The sequence below is a fragment of the Xylophilus sp. PBN-3R genome (assembly GCF_057747805.1).
In genome coordinates this window covers 4,182,960-4,206,389 of sequence record NZ_CM173225.1, presented here as the reverse complement: position 1 = coordinate 4,206,389, position 23,430 = coordinate 4,182,960, and the positions used below count along the sequence as shown (strand labels likewise).

Annotated in this window: 20 protein-coding genes, 1 tRNA gene and 1 riboswitch; of the genes, 14 read left to right on the top strand and 7 right to left on the bottom strand. The window is 66.0% G+C overall.

All coding sequences use genetic code 11. The features are described from left to right. The first annotated feature begins 10 nt into the window (after positions 1-10). The 7 genes from rpoC to AC3ANW_RS20005 all read left to right on the top strand — a co-directional run bounded on the left by rpoC (position 11) and on the right by AC3ANW_RS20005 (position 10,104). On the top strand, positions 11-4,234 hold the full coding sequence (gene rpoC / locus AC3ANW_RS20035; RefSeq protein WP_488342590.1) for a DNA-directed RNA polymerase subunit beta': 4,224 nt from the start codon (positions 11-13) through the stop codon (positions 4,232-4,234). A 96-nt stretch (positions 4,235-4,330) separates the two neighbouring features. After that, a complete protein-coding gene (locus tag AC3ANW_RS20030; RefSeq protein WP_488342589.1) occupies positions 4,331-4,879 on the top strand; it encodes a LemA family protein in 549 nt (182 codons plus the stop codon). 52 nt (positions 4,880-4,931) lie between these two features. Beyond that, the gene (gene rsmB, locus AC3ANW_RS20025; protein ID WP_488342588.1) at positions 4,932-6,293 is read left to right on the top strand and encodes a 16S rRNA (cytosine(967)-C(5))-methyltransferase RsmB; all 1,362 of its coding nucleotides are present in this window, start codon (positions 4,932-4,934) and stop codon (positions 6,291-6,293) included. Between the two features lie 13 nt (positions 6,294-6,306). Next, positions 6,307-6,897 (top strand): DUF4390 domain-containing protein, encoded by a 591-nt coding sequence (locus AC3ANW_RS20020; RefSeq protein ID WP_488342587.1) that lies wholly within the window; start codon positions 6,307-6,309, stop codon positions 6,895-6,897. 53 nt (positions 6,898-6,950) lie between these two features. Then, positions 6,951-9,185, top strand: a complete 2,235-nt coding sequence (locus tag AC3ANW_RS20015) for a sensor histidine kinase (protein WP_488345470.1) — start codon at positions 6,951-6,953, stop codon at positions 9,183-9,185. 81 nt (positions 9,186-9,266) lie between these two features. Beyond that, positions 9,267-9,983, top strand: coding sequence for a response regulator (locus AC3ANW_RS20010; protein WP_488342586.1), 717 nt, complete (start codon positions 9,267-9,269; stop codon positions 9,981-9,983). Between the two features lie 45 nt (positions 9,984-10,028). Next, a tRNA-Phe gene (locus AC3ANW_RS20005) sits at positions 10,029-10,104 on the top strand. A 61-nt stretch (positions 10,105-10,165) separates the two neighbouring features. Here the strand turns inward: AC3ANW_RS20005 and AC3ANW_RS20000 are convergent. Genes AC3ANW_RS20000 through AC3ANW_RS19980 form a run of 5 tightly spaced genes read right to left on the bottom strand, consistent with a single transcriptional unit; the run spans position 10,166 to position 13,591 of the window. Further along, the gene (locus AC3ANW_RS20000) at positions 10,166-10,579 is read right to left on the bottom strand and encodes a YbaN family protein (protein ID WP_488342585.1); all 414 of its coding nucleotides are present in this window, start codon (positions 10,577-10,579) and stop codon (positions 10,166-10,168) included. A gap of 20 nt (positions 10,580-10,599) precedes the next feature. Continuing rightward, a complete protein-coding gene (locus tag AC3ANW_RS19995) occupies positions 10,600-11,187 on the bottom strand; it encodes a biliverdin-producing heme oxygenase (RefSeq protein WP_488342584.1) in 588 nt (195 codons plus the stop codon). A gap of 43 nt (positions 11,188-11,230) precedes the next feature. Then, positions 11,231-11,776: a nucleoside 2-deoxyribosyltransferase gene (locus tag AC3ANW_RS19990; protein WP_488342583.1), complete on the bottom strand. Its 546-nt coding sequence runs from the start codon at positions 11,774-11,776 to the stop codon at positions 11,231-11,233. Then, positions 11,773-12,363, bottom strand: a complete 591-nt coding sequence (locus tag AC3ANW_RS19985) for a sugar O-acetyltransferase (protein WP_488342582.1) — start codon at positions 12,361-12,363, stop codon at positions 11,773-11,775. The genes AC3ANW_RS19990 and AC3ANW_RS19985 overlap by 4 nt, the downstream gene beginning before the upstream one ends. A gap of 10 nt (positions 12,364-12,373) precedes the next feature. Beyond that, positions 12,374-13,591, bottom strand: coding sequence for an MFS transporter (locus tag AC3ANW_RS19980; protein WP_488345469.1), 1,218 nt, complete (start codon positions 13,589-13,591; stop codon positions 12,374-12,376). 120 nt (positions 13,592-13,711) lie between these two features. Between AC3ANW_RS19980 and AC3ANW_RS19975 the strand changes: the two genes are divergently transcribed. Then, positions 13,712-14,515, top strand: a complete 804-nt coding sequence (locus AC3ANW_RS19975; RefSeq protein ID WP_488342581.1) for an AraC family transcriptional regulator — start codon at positions 13,712-13,714, stop codon at positions 14,513-14,515. 268 nt (positions 14,516-14,783) lie between these two features. Then, positions 14,784-15,053, top strand: a complete 270-nt coding sequence (locus AC3ANW_RS19970; RefSeq protein ID WP_488342580.1) for a hypothetical protein — start codon at positions 14,784-14,786, stop codon at positions 15,051-15,053. A 1-nt stretch (position 15,054) separates the two neighbouring features. Here the strand turns inward: AC3ANW_RS19970 and AC3ANW_RS19965 are convergent, their stop codons facing one another. Further along, positions 15,055-16,293, bottom strand: coding sequence for a Fic family protein (locus AC3ANW_RS19965; protein ID WP_488342579.1), 1,239 nt, complete (start codon positions 16,291-16,293; stop codon positions 15,055-15,057). Between the two features lie 225 nt (positions 16,294-16,518). Beyond that, positions 16,519-16,637, top strand: a riboswitch (glycine riboswitch). Between the two features lie 58 nt (positions 16,638-16,695). Between AC3ANW_RS19965 and AC3ANW_RS19960 the strand changes: the two genes are divergently transcribed. The 3 genes from AC3ANW_RS19960 (at position 16,696) to AC3ANW_RS19950 (ending at position 20,175) form a co-directional block, all read left to right on the top strand. Continuing rightward, positions 16,696-17,958: a D-amino acid dehydrogenase gene (locus AC3ANW_RS19960; RefSeq protein ID WP_488342578.1), complete on the top strand. Its 1,263-nt coding sequence runs from the start codon at positions 16,696-16,698 to the stop codon at positions 17,956-17,958. A gap of 110 nt (positions 17,959-18,068) precedes the next feature. Continuing rightward, the gene (locus AC3ANW_RS19955) at positions 18,069-18,734 is read left to right on the top strand and encodes a response regulator transcription factor (RefSeq protein ID WP_488342577.1); all 666 of its coding nucleotides are present in this window, start codon (positions 18,069-18,071) and stop codon (positions 18,732-18,734) included. Between the two features lie 4 nt (positions 18,735-18,738). Beyond that, the gene (locus AC3ANW_RS19950; RefSeq protein ID WP_488342576.1) at positions 18,739-20,175 is read left to right on the top strand and encodes a sensor histidine kinase; all 1,437 of its coding nucleotides are present in this window, start codon (positions 18,739-18,741) and stop codon (positions 20,173-20,175) included. A 12-nt stretch (positions 20,176-20,187) separates the two neighbouring features. Here the strand turns inward: AC3ANW_RS19950 and AC3ANW_RS19945 are convergent, their stop codons facing one another. Continuing rightward, positions 20,188-21,087 (bottom strand): LysR family transcriptional regulator, encoded by a 900-nt coding sequence (locus AC3ANW_RS19945; protein WP_488342575.1) that lies wholly within the window; start codon positions 21,085-21,087, stop codon positions 20,188-20,190. A 98-nt stretch (positions 21,088-21,185) separates the two neighbouring features. Between AC3ANW_RS19945 and AC3ANW_RS19940 the strand changes: the two genes are divergently transcribed. Beyond that, positions 21,186-22,325, top strand: a complete 1,140-nt coding sequence (locus AC3ANW_RS19940; RefSeq protein ID WP_488342574.1) for a TauD/TfdA family dioxygenase — start codon at positions 21,186-21,188, stop codon at positions 22,323-22,325. A gap of 44 nt (positions 22,326-22,369) precedes the next feature. Then, positions 22,370-23,329, top strand: coding sequence for a tripartite tricarboxylate transporter substrate binding protein (locus tag AC3ANW_RS19935; RefSeq protein WP_488342573.1), 960 nt, complete (start codon positions 22,370-22,372; stop codon positions 23,327-23,329). Positions 23,330-23,430: the final 101 nt, after the last annotated feature.

Below are 23,430 nucleotides of genomic sequence, written 5' to 3'. Positions count from 1 at the left end.
AAAGAGACCCATGAAGTCACTACTCGACCTGTTCAAGCAGTTCACCCCCGACGAACACTTCGATGCCATCCGCATCGGCCTGGCGTCGCCCGAGAAGATCCGTTCGTGGTCTTTCGGCGAAGTGAAGAAGCCCGAAACCATCAACTACCGCACGTTCAAGCCTGAACGCGACGGCCTGTTCTGCGCCAAGATTTTTGGTCCCATCAAGGACTACGAATGCCTGTGCGGCAAATACAAGCGCCTGAAGCACCGCGGTGTCATCTGCGAAAAGTGCGGTGTCGAAGTCACCCAGACCAAGGTTCGCCGCGAACGCATGGGTCATATCGACCTGGCTGCACCGTGCGCGCACATCTGGTTCCTGAAGTCGCTGCCGTCGCGTCTGGGCCTGGTGCTCGACATGACGCTGCGCGACATCGAACGTGTTCTGTACTTCGAAGCCTACGTGGTCACCGACCCCGGCATGACCCCGCTGAAGAAGTTCGGCATCATGTCCGAGGACGACTACGACGCGAAGCGCAAGGAATATGGCGATGAATTCATTGCCAAGATGGGCGCCGAAGGCATCAAGGACCTGCTCGAGGCCATCGACATCGAAACCGAGATCGAACGCCTGCGCGGCGACCTGACCGGTTCGGAAGTCAAGGTCAAGAAGAACGCCAAGCGCCTGAAGCTGCTCGAAGCGTTCAAGAAGTCCGGCATCAAGCCGGGCTGGATGGTGCTCGACGTTCTGCCGGTGCTGCCGCCGGACCTGCGTCCGCTGGTGCCGCTGGACGGTGGTCGTTTCGCGACCTCCGACCTGAACGACCTGTACCGCCGGGTCATCAACCGCAACTCGCGTCTGCGCCGCCTGCTGGAGCTGAAGGCTCCCGAAATCATCGCGCGCAACGAAAAGCGGATGCTGCAAGAGGCTGTCGACTCGTTGCTGGACAACGGCCGCCGTGGCAAGGCCATGACCGGCGCCAACAAGCGTGCGCTCAAGTCGCTGGCCGACATGATCAAGGGCAAGTCGGGTCGTTTCCGCCAGAACTTGCTGGGCAAGCGCGTCGACTACTCCGGCCGTTCGGTCATCACCGTGGGCCCGACGCTCAAGCTGCACCAGTGCGGCCTGCCCAAGCTGATGGCCCTGGAGCTCTTCAAGCCTTTCATCTTCTCGCGCCTCGAAGCCATGGGCATCGCGACGACGATCAAGGCCGCCAAGAAGGAAGTCGAATCCGGCACGCCGGTGGTTTGGGACATCCTGGAAGAGGTCATCAAGGAACACCCGATCATGCTGAACCGTGCGCCTACGCTGCACCGTTTGGGCATCCAGGCGTTCGAACCCATCCTGATCGAAGGCAAGGCGATCCAGCTGCATCCGCTGGTCTGCGCTGCTTTCAACGCCGACTTCGACGGCGACCAGATGGCCGTCCACGTTCCGCTGTCGGTGGAAGCGCAGATGGAAGCCCGCACGCTGATGCTGGCCTCCAACAACATCCTGTTCCCCGCCTCCGGCGAGCCGTCCATCGTGCCGTCGCAAGACGTGGTGCTGGGTCTGTACTACGCCACCCGCGACAAGGTCAACGGCAAGGGCGAAGGCCTGGTCTTCTCCGATATCGGCGAGGTCCAGCGCGCTTTCGACGCCGGCCAGGCCGAACTGGCCGCCCGCATCAGCGTGCGCCTGACGGAATGGATCAAGGACAAGGCGACCGGCGAGTTCTCGTCGACCACCACCCTGACCTACACCACCGTCGGCCGCGCCCTGCTGTCGGAAATCCTGCCGCGCGGTCTTCCCTTCTCGAACCTGAACAAGGCCCTGAAGAAGAAGGAAATCTCCAAGCTGATCAACGTGTCCTTCCGCAAGTGCGGACTCAAGGAAACGGTGGTCTTCGCCGACAAGCTGCTGCAGAACGGTTTCCGCCTGGCGACCCGTGCCGGTATCTCCATCGCGGTGGACGACATGCTGGTGCCGCCGGAAAAGGCCGGCATCATCGCCCGCGCCGAAGGCGAAGTGAAGGAAATCGCCCAGCAGTACTCCTCCGGTCTGGTGACCGCGGGCGAGCGCTACAACAAGGTGGTGGACATCTGGGGCAAGGCCGGCGACGAAGTGTCGAAGGTCATGATGGCCCAGCTGGCCAAGGAAAAGACGACCGACCGCAACGGCAAGGCCGTCGACCAGGAGTCCTTCAACTCCATCTACATGATGGCCGACTCCGGCGCTCGCGGCTCTGCCGCGCAGATCCGTCAGCTGGCCGGCATGCGGGGCCTGATGGCCAAGCCCGACGGCTCGATCATCGAAACCCCCATCACGGCGAACTTCCGTGAAGGCCTGAACGTTCTGCAGTACTTCATCTCCACCCACGGTGCTCGCAAGGGCCTGGCGGATACGGCGCTGAAGACCGCGAACTCGGGTTACCTCACCCGTCGTCTGGTGGACGTGACGCAGGACCTGGTCGTCACCGAGATCGACTGCGGTACGCACAACGGTTCGTTGATGCGCGCCATCGTCGAGGGCGGTGAAGTGATCGAGTCGCTGCGCGACCGTATCCTGGGCCGTACGGCTGCAGAAGAAGTTCTGCATCCGGAAAACCGCTCGGTGCTGGCACCGGCCGGCACCCTGCTGGAAGAAGACCTCATCGAAGAGCTGGAAGCTGCCGGCGTCGACGAAGTCAAGGTCCGCACCGCGCTGACCTGCGAAACCCGCTTCGGCATCTGCGCCAAGTGCTATGGACGCGACTTGGGCCGCGGCGGCCTGATCAACCTCGGCGAAGCCGTCGGTGTGATCGCCGCCCAGTCCATCGGCGAACCCGGCACGCAGCTGACCATGCGGACCTTCCACATCGGTGGTGCAGCGTCGCGTGCGGCGGTTGCCTCCAGCGTGGAAGCCAAGTCCAACGGCGTGATCGGCTTCAACGCCACCATGCGTTACGTGAGCAACACCAAGGGCGACCTGGTGGTGATTTCGCGTTCGGGCGAAATCGTCATCCACGACGAACACGGCCGTGAGCGCGAGCGTCACAAGGTGCCTTACGGCGCGATCCTGGCAGTGAAGGCCGATCAGGCCGTCAAGGCCGGCACGATCCTCGCCAACTGGGATCCGCTGACCCGTCCCGTCATTACCGAATTCGCCGGCAAGGTGCAGTTCGAGAACGTCGAGGAAGGCCTGACGGTCGCCAAGCAGGTCGATGAAGTGACCGGTCTGTCCACCCTGGTGGTGATCGATCCGAAGCGTCGCGGCTCCACCAAGGTGATCCGTCCGCAGGTCAAGCTGATCGACGCGCAAGGCCAGGAAGTCAAGATCCCCGGCACCGACCACTCGGTGACGATCGGCTTCCAGGTCGGCTCGCTGGTTCAGGTGCGTGACGGCCAGGACGTGGGCCCGGGCGAAGTCCTGGCCCGTATCCCGGTCGAAGGCCAGAAGACCCGCGACATTACCGGCGGTCTGCCGCGTGTCGCCGAGTTGTTCGAAGCCCGCTCGCCGAAGGACAAGGGCATGCTGGCCGAAATGACCGGTACCGTGTCGTTCGGCAAGGAAACCAAGGGCAAGGTCCGCCTCCAGATCACCGATCCGGAAGGCACGGTCTGGGATGAACTGATCCCCAAGGAAAAGAACATCCTGGTGCACGAAGGCCAGGTCGTGAACAAGGGCGAGTCCGTGGTGGACGGCCCTGCCGATCCGCAGGACATCCTGCGCCTGCTGGGCATCGAGGAACTGTCGCGCTACATCGTCGACGAAGTGCAGGACGTGTACCGCCTGCAGGGCGTGAAGATCAACGACAAGCACATCGAGGTGATCGTTCGCCAGATGCTGCGTCGTGTGGTCGTCGAGGCCTCGGGCGAGTCCGGCTACATCGCTGGCGAGCAGGTCGAGCGTTCGGAAATGCTCAACACCAACGACCGTCTGCGTAGCGAGAACAAGGTTCCCGCCACGTACACCAACCTGCTGCTGGGTATCACCAAGGCTTCGTTGTCGACCGACTCGTTCATCTCGGCGGCTTCCTTCCAGGAAACCACCCGGGTGCTGACCGAAGCGGCCATCATGGGCAAACGCGACGAACTGCGCGGCCTGAAGGAAAACGTCATCGTCGGTCGCCTGATCCCCGCAGGCACCGGCATGGCGTACCACAACGCCCGCAAGGTCAAGGACGAGATGGACGACGCCGAGCGCGCCGCCATCACTGCCGCTGAAAACGCCGAACTCGGCGGCGACAGCATGAGCGATGCCGCTGAAACCAGCGAAGGCGCTTCTGCCCAGTAAGGGCTAGAGCGCTGGCATCAGCCAAACCCCGGGCTGCCACGGCAGGCCGGGGTTTTTTTATGCCTTTGTTTTTTCAAACTTGGAGATACTCGCGCGATGCGTTGGAGCTTGTGGTGGTGGGTCGTGCCGGCGGTGCTGGCGTTCTGGGCAGTCGGTGCCAACAACCGGCTGACGCGGCTGCGGGCGTCGGTTTTGCAGGCCTTTGCTGCATTGGATGCGGCCATCGGCCCCTGGCTCGAACTGGTGCCGGCGCCGTCCGCAGCAGATGCGGTCGCAGATGTCGATGCACAGCAGGCGGCTGACGAGGCAGCCTGGGCAGGATTGCGGGCCGCGGCCCTGCAGCTGGGCGCCTGTTTGGCAGTGGCCCGGCAGCGCCCGCAGCGTCGCGCCGACATCTCCGCCCTGGCAGCGGCACGCGACGTGCTTCGGGATGCCTGGCAGCGTGTGCTGGTCGAGACCCCGGGATTTGGCGGCCCGGCCCAGCCCGGCAGCATCCACCTTCTGTGGGAGCAGCGCGATACGCAGGTGCAACTCTCGGTCGATTCGTACAACCAGGCGGTGCGTCAGTACAACACCGCGCTGGGGCAGTTCCCGGCGGCGGTGCTGGCCTGGGTGATGCGGCTGCGCCGCGCGCAGGTCTTCTAAACCCGTCGTTCCGGTCTTCTTCTTTTTGACTTCTCACCTACCTATTTCCCAAGTGTCGCAACCGGCTTCCCATTCCTCTCCCGAACTGTGGCAACAGCTTCAGCAGGTCGCCGAAGTGCTGGCCGCGGTACGTGCCGGCCGTTCCGCGCCAGCGGCCCTCGAATCCGTGCCGGCGGGCCTGCGCCCGGGTGTCCGTGCGCTGGTGTTCCAGGTGCTGAGGGTGCTGGGCCGGGCCGAAGCCCTGCGCCGAAAGCTGGCCACCCGTACACCGCCGCCGTTGCCCGACGCCCTGCTGTGCGCAGCGCTGGGCCTGATCTGGCGCCAGGCGGACGCGCCCTACGAGCCTTTCACCCTGGTCGACCAGGCAGTGGAGGCCGCCAAACGCAATCCGGCGATGCGTCCGCAGTCGGGTTTCATCAATGCCTGCCTGCGCCGCTTCCTGCGAGAGCAGGATGCGCTGGTGGCCGCCACCGACACCGAGCCGCTGGCGGCCTGGAACCATCCACGCTGGTGGATCGAACGCCTCAAGCGCGACCATCCGCGCCATTGGCAGGAGATCCTGCGCGCCAACAACTCGCATGCGCCCATGACCTTGCGGGTGAACCGCGCGAAGACCAGTCGTGACGCGATGCTGCGGCGTTTCGAAGCCGCCAGCCTGATGGCTTATCCGGCGGGCGAATGGGGCATCGTGCTGGGCAAGCCGCTGCCGGTCGACCAGATTCCCGGCTTCACCGACGGCGAGATTTCGGTGCAGGACGCGGCCGCCCAGTTGGCGGCGCCGCTGCTGCTCGGCGGGCTCGACCTGCGCCAGCCGCTACGGGTACTCGATGCCTGCGCCGCACCTGGCGGAAAGACCGCCCACCTGCTGGAATACGCCGGCAGCCAGTCCCCGATGTCGGTTACTGCGCTCGACATCGATCCGCAGCGTTGCGAGCGTATCCACCAGACCCTGGCGCGCCTGGGCCTGCAGGACCGCGCCCAGGTGCTGGCCGCGGATGCCCAGGAGCCGTCGGCCTGGTGGCCGCAGCACCTCGACCGGCAACCGTTCGACGCGATCCTGCTCGACGCGCCCTGCACCGCATCCGGGATCGTGCGGCGCCAGCCCGATGTCCGCTGGCTGCGCCGCGAGAGCGACATCGGCCAGCTCGCCATCATCCAGGCCGGCCTGCTCACCCGTCTGTGGCCATTGCTCAAGCCGGGCGGCCGTCTGCTCTATTGCACTTGTTCGGTATTCCGCGAAGAGGGTGAGCACCAGATCGAAGCGTTTCTTGCGCACAACACCGATGCGGCTTTACGGCCGTCTCCAGGCCATTTGCTTCCAAGCGATGCCGCGATGGCGATGGGTGTCGCCGACAATCTGGCCGGTGATCACGACGGCTTCTTCTACGCCCTGCTGCAAAAACGTGGCACCTGATGCGCGTCGGCGCGTGTTGTTGCGCGCCGCGCCGGCCCTGCTGCTGAGCGTTGCCGCAGGAACGGCGCGCGCGGACGTTCATCCGGTCGATGTGCCCCAGCTGCGCCTCGAGCGCAGCGAAGACGCACTCTATCTGTGGGCAGCGGTCGGTTTCGACCTTCCGCCGCTGGTCGAAGACGCCCTGCTCAAGGGTGTCGCCCTGTTTTTTGTCGCCCAGGCGGAGGTCATGCGGGAGCGTTGGTACTGGGCCGACGAACGCGTCGCCTACTCGCAACGCCACATGCGCCTGGTCTATCAGCCGCTCACCCGGCGTTTCCGGCTCAACGTCTCGCCCACTGCTTTCAATCCTGGCGTCGGCGTGGCCCTCAGCCAGAATTTCGATGAACTCGCCGAGGCGCTCGATGCCGTCAAACGCATCTCGCGCTGGCGCATCGCCGACGTGGTGCAGCTCGACCAGCAAGGCCGCTACAGCATCGACTTCGGTTTCCGGCTCGACACCTCGCAGCTGCCGCGGCCGCTGCAGATGGGCGTCGCAGGGCGTTCCGACTGGAGCCTGCAGGCCGAACGTTCCCTGACGGTCGATCCGGCCGTGCTGGTGCGTTGAGCCCCGGCACCCACAACCCGCAGGAGCGTTATTCGCTGCTGGGTTCGCGCGCCATGCGCTGGGCCGTCGGTGTCGGCGCGGCCATCGTGGTCTCCATCGCGCTGGTCCTGCTGTTCCTGCTGACCGACGCCACCGACAACCGCGCGCTGTACGAACGCAATTACGTGCGCCTGTTCGGCGTCAACGTGGTCGTGGCGGTGCTGCTGCTGTCGGTCATCGGCTGGATCGGGCTGCGGCTGTTCGTCCGGTTGCGGCGCGGGCGTTTCGGCAGCCGGCTGCTGATGAAGCTGGCCATCATCTTCGCCGTGCTGGGTTTCCTGCCCGGCATGCTGATCTATACCGTTTCCTACCAGTTCGTCACACGCTCCATCGAAAGCTGGTTCGACGTGAAGGTGGAAGGTGCGCTCGACGCCGGTCTCAGCCTGGGACGATCCACGCTCGAGGCCCTGGCCAACGACCTTGCCAGCAAGACCCGCAACGCCGGCACCCAGGTCGCCAACCTGTCCGACGCCGGGGCCGGCCTGGCGCTGGAACGAATCCGCGACCAGCTGGGCGCCAGCGACGTGGTGCTATGGAACGCCAGCGGCCATATGGTCGCCAGCGCCGGCCAGTCACGGTTCGAACTCAGCCCGGAGCGACCGTCTCCCCAGATCCTGCGCAACACCCGCAGCCAGCGCTCTACCGTCGTCATCGAGGGGCTGGACGAACCCGTGGTGGCCGGCGCACCCAATCCACAAGCACCACCCAAAGCCCGCATCAAGGCGATGGCACTGGTGACCACCACCGGCATGGAACTCAACGCCGAGCCCCGCTTCCTGCAGGTCACACAATCGCTGCCGCCCACACTGGTCGCCAACGCCATCGCGGTGCAGGAGGCCTATCGCGAATACCAGGAACGTGCCCTGGCGCGAGGAGGCCTGCGCCGCATGTACATCGGCACGCTCACCCTGACCCTGTTCCTGGCGGTGTTCGCCGCCGTGCTGCTGGCCGTGCTGCTGGGCAACCAGCTCGCCCGGCCGCTGCTGGTGCTGGCCGAAGGTGTGCGAGAAGTCGCCGCCGGCGATCTGAGCCCCAAGGCCGTGCTGCAGGGCAAGGACGAGCTCGGCGGCCTCACCCGGTCGTTCGCGGTCATGACCCAGCAGTTGTCCGATGCCCGTTCGGCCATCGACAAGAGCATGCACCAGGTCGACACCGCCCGCGCCAACCTGCAGACCATCCTCGACCACCTCACCGCCGGTGTCATCGTGCTCGACGCCGCCGGCCGGATCCTGTCGTCCAACCCTGGCGCCACCCGCATCCTGCGCGTCCCGCTCGCCGCGCTGGAAGGCCAGGCATTGCAGGACGTGCCCGGCCTGGAAAACTTCGGCCGCGACATCCAGGCGCAGTTCGACGCCTTGCTCGGCGACCACGACACCCACGGAATCGGCCACTGGCAACAGTCGTATGAACTGCATGCCGCGCCTTCCGGTCCGCAGCAGGACGCCACCAGCGTAGTCGCCCGCGGTGCCGAACTGCCGGCCGCCACCCGGCTGCTGGTGTTCGACGACATCTCCGAGATCGTTTCGGCCCAGCGCTCCAGGGCCTGGGGCGAAGTCGCGCGGCGGCTGGCCCACGAGATCAAGAACCCGTTGACGCCCATCCAGCTGTCGGCCGAACGCCTGGCCTTCAAGCTCGACGGCAAGGTCGACGCGGCGGGGCAGGCGGTGCTGACCAAGTCGGTCAAGACCATCGTCGAACAGGTCGACGCGATGAAACGCCTGGTCAACGAATTCCGCGACTACGCGCGCCTGCCCACCGCCGAACTGGCACCGGTAGACCTGAACGTGCTGGTGGCCGACGTGCTGCAGCTGTACGAAGCCGACCATTCCGTGGTCGGAGTACGGGCTGAATACGACCCCGCATGTCCGCCGGTGCTGGGTGACGCACAACAGTTGCGCCAGGTACTGCACAACCTGGTGCAGAACGCCCAGGACGCGACCGAGGCCGCGCATCACGCCGAACCGCCGGCCGTGCTCATCCGCACACGCTTCAACGAATCGACCCGGCGGGTGCGCCTGTCGGTCATCGACTCCGGGATCGGCTTCCCGGAAAACATCCTGCAGCGGGCCTTCGAGCCCTATGTCACCACCAAGGCCAAGGGCACCGGACTGGGCCTCGCGGTGGTGCGCAAGATCGCCGACGAACATGGCGCCCGCATCGACATCGGCAACCGTACCGGTGACGGTAACGCACCGGGCGCGCAAGTGTCGCTATCATTGCCGCTTGCGCCCCTGGAGGCCGAAGCCTGATCCGCTCCCCGCGGCGGGCACTTCGGCTTCGCAAGCACTTCCTTCAGCAGACTTCCCTGGCTGCTTAACGCAGTCTCAGCAATGGCAAATATCCTGGTGGTCGACGACGAATTGGGTATCCGAGACCTGCTTTCGGAAATCCTCAATGACGAAGGCCACAGCGTCGAACTCGCCGAAAACGCGTCGCAGGCCCGGGACGCCCGTGCTGCAGGCAGCTTCGATCTCGTCCTGCTCGACATCTGGATGCCCGACACCGACGGCGTCTCGCTCCTGAAGGAGTGGGCCGCGGCCGGCACCCTGTCCATGCCGGTGATCATGATGAGCGGCCACGCCACCATCGACACGGCCGTCGAGGCGACCCGCATCGGTGCCCATGCGTTCCTTGAAAAACCCATCACGCTTCAGAAGCTGTTGAAGAGCGTCGAGAACGCATTGCAACGCAGCCTGCCGCCGCCAGCGCCTCCCAAGCTGGCCAGCGCTCCACCGCTCATGGCCGTTCAGCGCACCGTGTCGGACAGCTACGCCGGCTCGTTGCCAGTGGCCCAGGTGCCGCAGGTCCAGCATGCGGCCCCTGCTGCGGAAAGCGGCCCGCGCCAGCATCAGTCCTTCGATCTCGACCGTCCGCTGCGCGAGGCCCGCGACGGCTTCGAAAAGGCGTACTTCGAATTCCACCTGGTGCAGGAGGGCGGCTCCATGACCCGGGTCGCGGAAAAGACCGGGCTGGAGCGCACGCACCTGTACCGAAAGCTGCGCCAGCTTGGCGTGGATCTGGGCAGGGCGAAACGCAATCTTTCTTGAAGTCTTGCAGGCAAGGCCAAAAACCATGCTAAACTGCGAGGCTCAGGCCCGGTAGCTCAGTTGGTAGAGCAGCGGATTGAAAATCCGCGTGTCGATGGTTCGATTCCGTCCCAGGCCACCAAACGCACAAGCCCTTGATCAGAAATGGTCAGGGGCTTTTTGCTTGGCGAGCTCCAACTGGCTCAAGCCTTCGGCTCCGGCCGCCGCCAAAGCCACGCCAGCACAACCGCCATGCATCCGATGCCCAACCCGGCCACCCAGGCCCGGTGGGCGGTGACTGCAATGACCAGCGCGCAGAGCCCCATGCCTGCGGCAGCGCTCCATTTGGCCCGCCGGCTTACCGTGCGGCCGTTGTGCCAGTTGTGCAGCATCGGTCCGAAAAGACGGTGGTTCATCAGCCAGCCATGCAGACGTGGCGAGCTGCGTGCCGCGGCCCATGCCGCCATCAGGATGAACACGGTGGTCGGCATGCCGGGCACTATGACGCCGATCACCGCCATCACCAGGCACAGCACGGCAAACCCCAGCAGCAACCAGCGCGCAACAGGTGGTACGGAGCGGAGGGGCTGGTCTGGCGGTGCTGGGTCGGTCGGCATGGAGGGAGGATTGTCGGGTTTTACGCCGTGCTGTCGTCCCGTGCGAATTCGCGTGTCAGCAAGTCGCCGAAACGCCGGAAGGCGGCATGTGCGCCGTCGACCACCGACTGGTGTGACGGGCGAAGGCTCTCAGCGTCCAGTGCCTCGACGAACCGCTTCCAGACCCGCATGCGTCCTTCCGGATAGGCCGCGAGATTGCGGGCGCCGAAGCCTGCGTGCAGGCCCAGCTTCTCGTCGACTTCCTTGAGCAGGAAGGCCGCACCCAGGGTCGAGCCCTCCGACACATAGATCCATCCCAGGGCTTCCGGCATGGTCACGGCGCTTGTCGCGATGCCTTCGACGGGCGCTTGCGTGTCGAGGTCGGCAAGATCGGCCAGCGATGCCTCGGCACGGCCACGCATCGACAGGTCCGGCACCGCTGCCTGCACCAGCGGGTCGGCGAAAAGATGCTCGACGTCGCGCTGGAACAGGTATTGCGCGGCCACGAACCGCGCATACCGTTCACGACTGGCGAACGGTGCGCATTCCGCCATCAGCCGGTGCATGCGCTCGTGCTCCGCGGACGTCTCGGTTTTCAGGCGCAGGGACAGCGCAACGGTGGTGCTCATCTTTGGCAGGTGTCCGGAAGATTTCAAATGAGAATTAATCTTATCAGCCACGGTGTATCCGCCTTGCCAACAGCTCCAGTGCGGCCTCTGCGGTGTCCGCCAGTTCGATCGACCGCGACAGCATCAGGTTGATCCGCTGCCCCAGGCCTTCCACCATGCTGCCGTTGCCGGTCTCTCGCACGGTGCCGTCGGCGTCCGTGGTGCACGGCAGTTGGCCGGCCACGCGCGCGGCATAGGTTTCGTGGGAGACGTGATAACCCACCACCGGTTTGCCGAGTGCGATGGCGAAACCCACTTCGAACACCGTGCCAGAGTCGGGCTCCAGCCCGCGAAACGGCCCCAGGTTGGCGATGACCCCGTCGCATGCCCGGATGCGCGCAACGTTGCCTTCGTAGATGCGCAGGGCGAAGGCGTCTCCGCTCTCGCCGGCGGCGATGTCCAGCTGTCCGTCGAAGGGTTCCATGCCTTCCAGGCCCAGCGCGGCGCTGGCGTCCTTGAGGCGCTGGAAGATGGCCGCGCCGTCCTTGAAGAAAACATCCGGCCCGGCGAAATAGACCTTGGGAAACGGGGCGGCGGCGGGGTTCGTCATGCGCCGATTGTCATGGCAGCCCGGTCCGCGTCGCCCACTTCACGGACCACCCGGCCCGGGTTGCCGGCATAGACGACGTTGGCCGGGACGTCGTGGCGCACCAGGGTGCCTGCCCCGATGACAGAGCCCGCACCGATGGTCACGCCTGGAAGAATGGTCACCGACGCGCCGATCCAGACGTTGTCGCCAATCGTCACCGGGCGGGCGTATTCCAGTCCCAGGTTGCGCCGTTCCACGTCCACCGGATGGCCGGCAGTGTGGATGCCCACGTTGGGCGCGACGAACACGTTGTCGCCGATGGTCACCCTGGCGCCGTCGAGGATCACCAGGCCGACGTTGGCGTAGAAGTTCTCGCCGACCGCGATGTTGAATCCGTAGTCGCAGTGGAACGGCGACTCGATGACAAAGGCCTTGCCGGTGCGGCCCAGCAGCCGGCGCAGCAGGGCATTGCGCGCCTCGACGTCACGTGGATGCGTATGGTTGATGTCGAACACCAGCTCCTTCGCCGCCTGGCGCTGCGCCAGCAGCGCGGGGTCGTAATTGGCGTCGTACAGCAGGCCGGCGGCGGCTTTTTCGGATTCGGTCATCCGGTGATTTTCAGGTGATGCGGACCCGCTTCGGCAGCAACACCGCGACGATTCCCAGCAGCGGCAGATACGCGATCCCCTGATACACAAAAGCAATGCTCGTGCGGTCGGCCAACAGCCCCAGCACGGCCGCACCGAGGCCGCCCATGCCGAACGCAAAACCGAAGAACAGCCCCGACACCATGCCCACCTTGCCCGGCATCAGTTCCTGTGCGTAGACCAGGATGGCCGAGAACGCCGAAGACAGCACCAGCCCGATGACGATGGTCAGTGCGGTCGTCCAGAACAGGTCGGCATGCGGCAGCAGCAAGGCGAACGGCGCCACGCCCAGGATGGACACCCAGATCACCGGCTTGCGGCCGATGCGGTCGCCGACGGGGCCGCCCAGCACGGTGCCCACGGCCGACGCGAACAGGAAGAAGAACAGGTGCAGCTGCGCGTCCTGCACGCTCAGCCCGAAACGCTCGATCAGGAAGAAGGTGTAGAAACTGCTGATGCCCGCCATGTAGAAATACTTGGAAAAGATCAGCACCAGCAACACGACCACTGCGCCGATCACCACCTTGCGCGGGTAGGGCGCAGCAGCAGCCGGCTTCTTGCGCGCCGCGCCGCCGATGTGGTGCGTGGCATACCACCGGCTCACCTTCATCAGCAGGAAGATGCCGCCCAGCGCGGCCAGCCCGAACCAGGCCACGCTGCGCTGGCCGAAGGGCACGATCACCAGCGCCGCCAACAGCGGCCCCACGGCCGTGCCGGTGTTGCCGCCCACCTGGAACACCGACTGTGCGAACCCATGCTGGCCACCCGAGGCCAGTCGGGCGATACGCGACGATTCCGGGTGGAAGATCGACGATCCCACGCCCACGAAGGCCGCCGCCAGCAGCACGATGGCGAAGCTGGGCGCGAAGGCCAGCAGCATCAGCCCGATCAGCGTCGACAGCATGCCGAAGGGCAACGAATACGGCAGCGGCTTGCGGTCGGTGAACAGGCCCACCAGCGGCTGCAGCAGCGAAGCCGTCAGCTGGTAGGTGAGGGTGATCAGGCCGACCTGGCCGAAACTCAGCGAGAACTCGCCCTTCAGGATCGGATACATCGCCAGGATCAGCGACTGCATCATGTCGTTGACCATATGCGAACTGCTGATGGCCGCCAGGATGCCGTAGGCGGGCCTGGTTTTCTGCGGTGAGGCCGGTATGGCCTGCAAGGTCGGTACTGCGGAAAAGCTCATGGTCTGGATGGTCTTGTAGTGGTTCTCGGCACGGGTCTCGAACGCCCGCATGCCAAAATTATCGGCAGCTGGGCCTGGCCTGTCTCGCGCCAATCCACCAATAACCCTCGCAAAAACGACATGCAGTCACCAGCGCAGTCGCGTCGCCCCAAAGCCCTGTCGGTCATGCTCGCGGAGATCGATGCCGCATCGTCGCCCATCACCGGCCGCGCCACCGACTACCCGGCCGGCTGGTTCATCGAGCCGCACTCGCATGGCAGGCACCAGCTCATCTATGCGGTGCAGGGTGTGATGGTCGTCTCCACGGAAGCCGGCCGATGGGTGGTGCCGCCGACCCGGGGCCTGTGGATGCTCGGCGGCATGACACACGAGCTACGCTGCATCGGCGAAGTCCATATGCGCAGCCTGCTGGTGAGTCCCGACGCCGCGCCCGGCCTGCCGTCGCAGACCCAGGTGGTCGGCATATCGCCGCTGCTGCGTGAGCTGGTGCGGGCCGCCATGGATGTCACCTTGCCGTATGCGCCCGGCACCCGCGACGGTCGGGTGATGCGGCTGATCCTGGACGAACTGCGGGTGCTCCCCGCCCTGCCGCTGCACCTGCCGATGCCCACCGACCCGCGCCTGCTGCGCATCTGCGGACAGCTGCAGACGCAGCCTGACGACGCCTCCACCATGGCGCAATGGGCACAACGGCTGGCGGTCGACGTGAAGACCATCCAGCGGCTGTTCGTCAAGCAGACCGGCATGACCTTCGGCCAGTGGCGGCAGCAGGCGCGGCTGTTGCGGGCGCTGGAGATGCTGGCCACGGGCGAGAAGGTCATCGACATCGCGCTGTCGCTGGGCTACGAAAGCCCGAGCGCATTCGCGACCATGTTCCGCAGGCAGTTCGACCAGACGCCGAGCCAGTTTTTCGTGGAGGTTTGAGGGATCGCGGCCTTGAGCTAAAGTCCGCCGTCGCGCAAAAAAAGCGCGATCGGGATTGGCGTCCCGCCTTTGATGCAGGTGAATCCGTAGGACTGGAAGGTGCTGCGGTTTCCTCGTTCGATCCGTTAATGGCGGCTCGGGCGGGAGGGCTCACGCCCTGCCGGATCTGCACCTGCATCAAGCCGGTACGCCAACCTGTTCGAGCCGCCGCCATCATCCGGATGGCGGCGGTTTCTCTCACAGCAGAGTCGAATGAGCAGGAGCCACCATGAACCCCCTTGTCAATGACCCGTCGCCACGTGACCTGGACGACGCCCGCAGCGCATTGCGCCACCTGGGTGAACTGGCCAGCGCGGCCCTCGGCATCTCGCGCGACCGCCAGGAGGCCTGCGAATCGACCGACGACCTGAACCAGCGCCTGCAGCTGATGCAATACCTGGCCGACCGCATGGGCTGGGTGGCCGATGTCGGCCTGCGCAAACTGGGTGACGACGGCTCGCTGGCGCGGGCGGAAGACTGGATGCTGCCGACGGTCTGACCTAGCCGACGGACGACGCTACATCCGCCTCCGCCTCCGGCCACAAGCCCGGGAACAAAAAGCGCAGCCCCGCCATCGGCACACCGAACCGAAGCTTCCCACGCGGTGTGTCGGACACCAGCAGGCCGGCTTCGACCAGCCGTCCGATCAAGGTCGTCGCGGCCCGGTCCCCGAGCCCTGTCATGCTGGCGAAGTCACCACGCCCCAACTCGCCCTGCGTCGCAAACAGATAGTGCAACGGCCGCAGCGCCTCCATTCGGATGCCACGCCGCACCACTTTTTCTTCATGCGCCAGCAGGGCACCCAGCCGGTTCTCCATGTCCTGCAGGTTCAGCAGCCGGGCCATGAACCGGGCCTGGTCCAGGCAGATGTCCAGAAAGAAATCGATCCACTCGACCAGCATGCGCTGGCTGCGTTGCCCACGCCCGTCAAGGTCGCCCATGCGGGGCATGTCGGCGTTGGCCAGTTTTTCGGCATACGCGTCGCTGCTGCGGGCCAGGCCGCGCAAGGGCGACCACAGGCCGCCGGTGAGGTCGAGCGAGCGCAGCACCGCCAGGGAATGCAGTCGGGCGGCACGGCCGTTGCCGTCGTAGAAAGGGTGGATCCACACCAGGCGGTGGTGGGCGGCGGCAGCGGCGACGATCTGCAGTTCACCTCGGCGTACGGTGCCGTAGACCGACGACCAGCGGTGCAGCAGGTCGGGCAATGCCTCCCAGGCCGGAGCGACGTGTCGGCGCACGGCCACGTTGCGCTGGCGCAGTTCGCCCGGCACGACCGCGACCTGATCGGTGACTTGCCCGTCGACGCCGTGCAGTTGCACCAACCGATCCGCGGCATCGAGTTGCGAGAACAGGTGGCGGTGGATGTCTTTCAGAGCAGGCGGCGAATACAGCGCCTGGGTGGCAGGCGCTTGTTCGTGAATCCAGCGCTCGGTTGCGATATGCGCAATTGCAAGGCGCTGCAGCCGCGCTTTTTCAGCGTCGTTGGAAAACTCCTGCGACAGGGCCTGTTCGATTTCCAGTGGCCGGGTGTGTTCTCCCTCGATCTTGTTGGAGTAGTAGGAGTTCATGGCGCGCAGCATTCGGGTCAGCTCCTGGCTGACGCCGGGCGGGCACCCAGCCGCCAGTCGGGCGGATTCGGCGCGCAGGTCGTGGGCCTTTTCCAACACTGGCTCCATGGCGCGTTCGGCTGGTAGCAAGGGTTCCAGCTGATCGGGGTGGTCAAGAGGTCCTGCGGGCATTTTTGCGGATCTTTCTTTTGCTGCAAGCCGATGATCTGAAAAGGCTTTATAGGACTTTTACGGATATCTGTGCGGATGTTTTTACCGTCTATTTTCCGATGCCAGTTACTTACAACTGGCCACACCTCAACGTCCATCGGCATAATCGCGACTCCAGGAGAAGCTCGACCGCAAGGCGACTACCGAAGGCGTACACCCAAAACGCTCAGGTCAAAGGACTGGAAATCTCAAAAAACTGGAGAGTGCTGCCGGCAGGTTCAATCCGCCGATGCAGCCGCCGAAGGTGCAAGCCGCTGCTCGTCGAGCGCGGTGAATCTCTCAGGCAAAAGGACAGTGGGGCAGCGGTGATGCGCTATAAAAAATGCATCCCCGGCTGCCCTTTTCCTTTTCTGGAGATTTCCCATGAAAGTCATCGTGATGGGCGCCGGTGTCATCGGCACTGCCACCGCCTGGTACCTGCAACAGGCCGGACATGAAGTCACCGTGCTCGAACGCAACGCCGGTGCCGCCCGAGAAACCAGTTTCGGCAACGGCGGGCAGATTTCGGTCAGCCACGCCGAACCCTGGGCCAACCCCTCCGCACCGCTCAAGTTGCTGAAGTGGCTGGGCCGCGAGGACGCCCCCTTGTTGTTCCGGCTGCGTGCCGATCCCGCCCAGTGGCGCTGGGGCCTGAAGTTCCTGATGGAGTGCCCGGCCAAACGCAGCACCCACAACATGATCCAGTTGCTCAATCTGGGCACCTACAGCCGCAGCAGCCTGCAGGCGCTGCGCCGTGACATCGGCATCGAATACGACCATCTCGAAAAAGGCATCCTGCATTACTACACCAGCCAGCAGGAGTTCGACCTGGCGCTGGAACCGGCGCGGGTGATGCGTGAACTGGGCTGCGAACGCGACGTGGTCGACGCCGACGAAGTGGTCCGTATCGAACCCGCCATGGCCCATATCCGCCCACGCCTGGCCGGCGCCACCTACACCAGCGCCGACGAGTCCGGCGATGTGCACAAATTCACTACCGGACTGGCGGCCAGGGCGGCCGAGCGGGGCGTGCAGTTCCGCTACGGCGTGCGTATCCAGGCGCTGCGCACCGAAGGCGGCCGTATGACCGGCGTGGAAATCGCCAATGAGGAAGGCATGTACGAGATGGTGCGCGGCGACGCCTACGTGCTGGCGGCCGGCAGCTTCAGCCCGCTGCTGGCGAAGAGCGCGGGCCTGTCGCTGGACATCTATCCGGCCAAGGGTTATTCGGCCACGCTGCCGGTGCTGGACGCATCCAAGGCGCCGCAGGTCAGCCTGACCGACGACGAATACAAATTGGTGTTCTCACGTTTCGGCGACCGGCTGCGCATCGCCGGCACCGCCGAACTCAACGGCTATGGACTCGAACTGAATCCGGTGCGCTGCGACGCCATCGTGCGGCGCACGCTGGAAGTCTTTCCGGGCGTCAGCCGCCCGGAACTCGCCAGTTTCTGGGCCGGGCTGCGGCCCGCCACGCCAGGCAACGTGCCCTACATCGGGCGCAGCAAGGTGCAGGGCCTGTTCCTCAACACCGGCCACGGCACGCTGGGATGGACGCATGGTTGCGGCTCGGGCCGGGCGCTGGCCGAACTGATATCCGGCCGCAAGCCGGAAGTCGATTTCACCTTCTGCGGCGCGGCTGCCTGAGGGTTTGGCCGGAGCGCCGGTTCCCGCACAATCGGCGCCATGAAACGCCGGTCCACCGAACCTTCGCCCGTCCCGAAACATCATCCGCCAGCGCGGGCCGGAGGCTGAGCATGCGGGTGCTGCTGGTAGAAGACGACGCCGCCCTGCGCCTGGGCATTTCACGGGTGCTGCAGGCGGAGGGCTGGCAGGTCGATGTGGCCAGCGACGGCGAACTGGCGCTCACCGCCACGGCGGTAGCCGAATACCAGGCGGCAGTGCTCGACCTGGGCCTGCCGCGCCGCGACGGCTTCGACGTGCTGCGCCGCTGGCGCGAACAGAAACTCGACATGGCAGTGCTGATCCTCACTGCCCGCGACGACCTGGCCAACCGGGTCCGCGGCCTCAACGAAGGTGCGGACGACTTCCTGGCCAAACCCTTCGAATCCGAAGAACTGGTGGCCCGGCTGCGGGCCATCACCCGGCGCCGCCACCAGGGCGTGACCAACGTGTTGCGGGTCGGCGGCCTGGCCTTCCATACCGACAGCCGCGAACTGCGGCGCGGTGACGAAAGGCTGGCGCTCAGTCCGCGCGAGGCGGCGCTGGTCGAACTGCTGATGGCGGCCCAGGGCGCTGCGGTGCCCAAGGCGCGCATCGTTTCGACCATGTCGAGCTGGGAAACCAATTTCAGCGCCAACGCAGTGGAGATCTACATCCTCAAGCTGCGCCGCAAGCTGGTCGATTGCGGGGTGAACATCGTCACCGTGCGCGGCGTGGGTTACGCCATGGAACCGGTCTGAACCGATGAGCGCCCGCACCCCCGCAGCCAAGGGCAGCCAGCGGACTTTCAGCCTTCGCAACAAGCTGCTGACGCCGCTGCTGTGGCTGTGGGTGGTGTCGGCGGTGACGGCTGCGCTGGCCGCCTTCTGGCTCACCGGTCGGTCTTCCGAAGACGCCTTCGATCGCAGCCTGCGCGACGACGCGGTGGCGCTGGCATCGCAGATCCGCTGGGAAGGCACCGGCCCGCGGTTCTCGGCCGATGCGCGTACCGCGTCGTCGCTGGTCTACGACTCCTTCGCGCCGTCGCATTTCAGCGTCCGCACCGACGGCGGCCGGCTGCTGGTGGGCAATGCCGAGCTTCTGCTGCCGGCCGACGCCGACCGGCAGTCGGCGGGCTCGGCACTGTTCTATGAAGAAAAGACGCCCTGGGGCCCGTTGCGCCTGGTGGCGCTGAGGCTCGAAAAACCCCTGCAGGCCGAAGCGGTGTGGGTCATCGTCGGCGAGTCGCTGGCCAAACGCCGGCAGGTGACCCGCGAGCTGGCCAAGGCCATCTTCCTGCCGGCGGCTGCGCTGGGTTTCATCATCGTGCCGCTGATCCTGCTCGGCGTGCGTGCCGGCCTGGCACCGGCCAAGGCGATCAGCGCGGCCATCGAACGGCGCGGCATCGACGACCTGTCGCCATTGCCGCTGGCCGAAGTGCCTGACGAACTGCGCGGCATGGTGCAGCACACCAACGACCTGCTGGCCCGGCTGGGCACCGCGGTGGCCGACGAGCGGCGTTTCATATCCGACGCCGCCCACCAGCTGCGCACGCCGGTGGCCGGCATCAAGCTGCTGGTCGAAGACCTGCACCGCACCTGGCGCACAGACCCTGGCCGACCGCCGGACGGGGAGGTGATCGAGACGCTGAACACTACCGCCCACCACGCCACCCGGCTGGTGCGCCAGTTGCTGGTGCTGGCACGGTCCGGTGCCGCGGGTGACGCGCCGGCCACCGAGCTGGTCGACCTGCGGGTGATGCTGAACCAGGTGGTCGAACAATTGCAGCCGGCCGCCGTCGCCGCCGGCAAGACTCTGGTGCGCGGCCCGGGCCTGGGCCTGCACCGGCCGGTGGTCTGCCGCGTGGCGCCGCTGCTGCTGGAAGAGGCGTTCCACAACATCGTCGACAACGCCTTGCGGTACGGCGGCACGCAGGTCGAGGTCGATGTGGCGCAGACCGAAGGCCGCAGCGGCTGGGATGTCACCGTATTCGACAACGGCCCCGCGCTGGATGAGGAAACCCGCCGCCGCATGCTGTCGCCGTTCTGGCGCGGCGCGGATGTGGCGCCCGACGGCACCGGCCTGGGCCTGCCCATCGCCGAGAAGGCCTTGCGGCAGATGGGCGGCGGCCTGCCGGTGCCCGAGGCGCCGGAAGGCGGCGGCACGCTGGTGCGGCTGCAGCTGCCGCCGACATCGGCCTGACTTCCCTTGCGGCTATAGCCCGCTGGCAGTGCGGCTGCGTTGCGCCGCCATCAGGACCGACCGCACCGCATCGCGCACGGCGGCCACCGGCCGGTTGTCGTCGTCGGCCTTGCGGGTGACCAGCGAAAGCTGCAGCACCGGCGCACCACGCCCCAGCCGCACCACCCGCACCGGATAGGTCTGGCAGATGGCCGGATCGGCGATCTGCACGATGGAAATACCCAGCCCCGCGCTGACCATAGCCACGATGGCGGCGGCGTTGTCGAACTCCAGGCTGCTGCCGCGTTTGTCGCGTACCTGCGCGGCAAAACGGGCGGCCATGGCGCCGGTGATGGTGCCCCGGTCGTAGCGGATCCACTCGTGCTGGCGGAACAGCGCGGCCACGGTGGTCTCGGGTGCGTTGGGCGGCGCCACCAGCACCAGTTCGCGGCGCAGCATCGGTTGCCAGCGCAACCGCACCGAGCCGCCGTCCTCGGGCTGGGCCACCAGGGCGGCGTCCAGTTCGCCGGCCTTCACCTGGGAGGTGAGGCCGGCGCTGCGGCCGCGTACCGGCTTGAGTTCCAGCTGCGGATAACGCTCCCGCAGATGACCGATGACACCCGGCAGCACCACCGGCTGCATCGACTCGATGACACCCAGCCGCACTGCACCTCCGATGGCGACGGAGGTCCGTTTGCGCAGCGATTCCAGCTGTCCCAGCGCATCGCGCATCAGCCCGGCCACTTCGTGCGCCAGTCGCGTCGGCCGCACCTGCAGGCCGGATCGGTCGAACAGCGGCTGGCCGAGGTACAGCTCCATCTGTTTCATCTGCATGCTGACGGCACTGGGTGTGAGGTTCATCTCGGCGGCGGCAGCGGCCAGCGTGCCGCCGCGCAGCACCGCGTCGAGGGTGGAAAAAGCGTCGATCTTCATCAATTTCCCTTACCAAAGACATGAAGGAACTGCGCTATTTTGTTCTCCTTCGCTTGCCTAGACTGGGCAACCTGGTCAAGCCAAGGAGACAGAGACAAATGAACACCGCCACCCGATCGAACGGCGCGCCCCGCGCCTGGACCGCCGAAGAAGCCCGCGCCGACAACAGCTGGGTGCAGCGCCTCACCGCCGCCGAGGCCGACGGCTTCGACACCGCGCTGCGCCACGCCCGCGCCGCCGGCAAAGCCATGCTCGACATGCAGCAGTCCGACTATCCGCTGCCCGACGTGTCGCGCATGGCGCTGGAGCGCGCGATCGCCACCACCCAGGGGCGCTGGGGCATGTGCCTGGTCAAGGGTTTCCCGGTCGACCGCTGGAACGAGGACGATACCCGCCTGGCCTATTGGGGCATGAGCCTCTACATGGGCGTGGGCCGCACCCAGAACCGCGCCAGCCAGGTGATGAACGACGTGCGCAACGAAGGCGGCGACTACAAGGTGAAGGGTGGCCGCGGCTACAACACCAACGCCGGCCTCGACTTCCACCAGGACTCCTGCGATGTGGTCGGCCTGTTGTGCCGCCGCACCGCGCGCCAGGGCGGCACCAGCAAGGTGATCAGCTCCATCGCCCTGCGCGACGAGGTGCAGCGCCTGCGTCCCGACCTGATCCCGGTGCTGCAGCAGACCTGGTTCCACAGCTACCAGGGCACGCAGGACCCGAGCCAGCCGCCGTTTTATGGATGCCCGATCTTCGGCAACGACCCGCAGCATTTTTCGGCCCGCACCAACCGCAAGAACACCGACGCCGCCCAGCGCGACTTCGCCGAAGTTCCGCGCCTGACCTCCTTGCAGACCGAAGCGCTCGACCTGCTCGACGAGCTGATGCCCAGCCCGCTGCTGTGTTTCACCATGGAGCTGGAACGCGGCGACATGCAGCTGCTGAACAACTACGTCACGCTGCATTCACGCACCCCCTTCGAGGACTTCGAAGAACCCGACCAGAAGCGGCACCTGCTGCGCCTGTGGCTGTCGATTCCGTCGTCGCAGCCGCTGCCGCCGGAGTGGGAAGAGTATTACGGCGACGTGCGTGCCGGCGCGGTGCGCGGCGGGGTGCGCGGCAGCGCGATCTCGCCGGAATACTTGGCCTATGAAAAACGCCAGGCGGCTGCACTGGGGATGCCGCTGAAGGCCTGGAAACCAGGCAGGGCGACAGCGGCGGCGGAGGCTTCGGCCGCCTGAATCCGCCCGCCGTTCCCGTTCCAAAACAAGAAAGAGACAAACCCATGAAAAGACGCGAAATACTGGCCCTGCTGGCCGCCACCGGTGTGCTGCCCAGCGTCGACGCGCTGGCCCAGCAGAACGTCAGCCGGCTGCTGGTCGGCGCCACGCCCGGCGGCGGCACCGACATCGTGGCCCGAGCGGTAGCCAACGAAATGGGCAAACGGATGAACGGCCGCCAGTTCATCGTCGACAACCGTCCGGGTGCCGCCGGCAACATCGCCGCGCAGGCGGTGGCCAAGTCTTCCGCCGACGGCAGCACGCTGCTGATCAGCTACACCAGCCATGCCATCAACGCATCGTTGTACCCGTCGCTGCCCTTCGACCCGGTAAAGGACTTCACGCCGCTGTGCGGCCTGGCCAGTTCGCCGGCCGTGCTGGTCACCCGGCCCAACTTTCCGGCGAAGGATGTCAAGGAACTGGTCGCCCTTGCGAAGACCCAGCCCGGCAAGTTCAACCTGGCCATCGCCGGCATCGGCAGCGCCAACCACCTGGCCGGCGAAATGCTCAAGCACGATGCCCGGGTCGACATCGTCAGCGTCCCGTACAAGGGCACCGGACCGGCGCTGGCCGACGTGGTGGCCGGCCAGATCGACCTGGCATTCGCCGGCGTGGCGACGGTGCAGGAACTCATCAAGGGCGGCAAGCTCAAGGCGCTGGGCGTGACCAGCGGCCAGCGGCTGACGTCGATGCCCGATGTGCCGACGGTGAGCGAGGCGGTGCCCGGGTTCGAGTACAGCTCCTGGTACGGATTGTTCGGCCCCGCCAACATGCCCAAGGCGCTGGTGGATCAGTTCGCCGCAGCTGCCAAGGCGGCGCTGGCGTCGGACGACCTCAAGCAGAAGTTCGCCAATGAAGGCCTGGTCATCATGGGCCTGGGGCCGCAGGAATTCGACAAGTTCGTGCGCAGCGAGATCGTGCGCTGGGGCAAGGTGGTGCAGGCCACCGGCGCCAAGCCCGAATAAGGCCTGCTACGGGGTTTACCGGTCGAAGCGGGGTTTCACCGGGGCTTAGCCTGCGCTTGACCTGCGCTTCATGTCGGGCACGCTGCGCGCGCCTAGAGTGC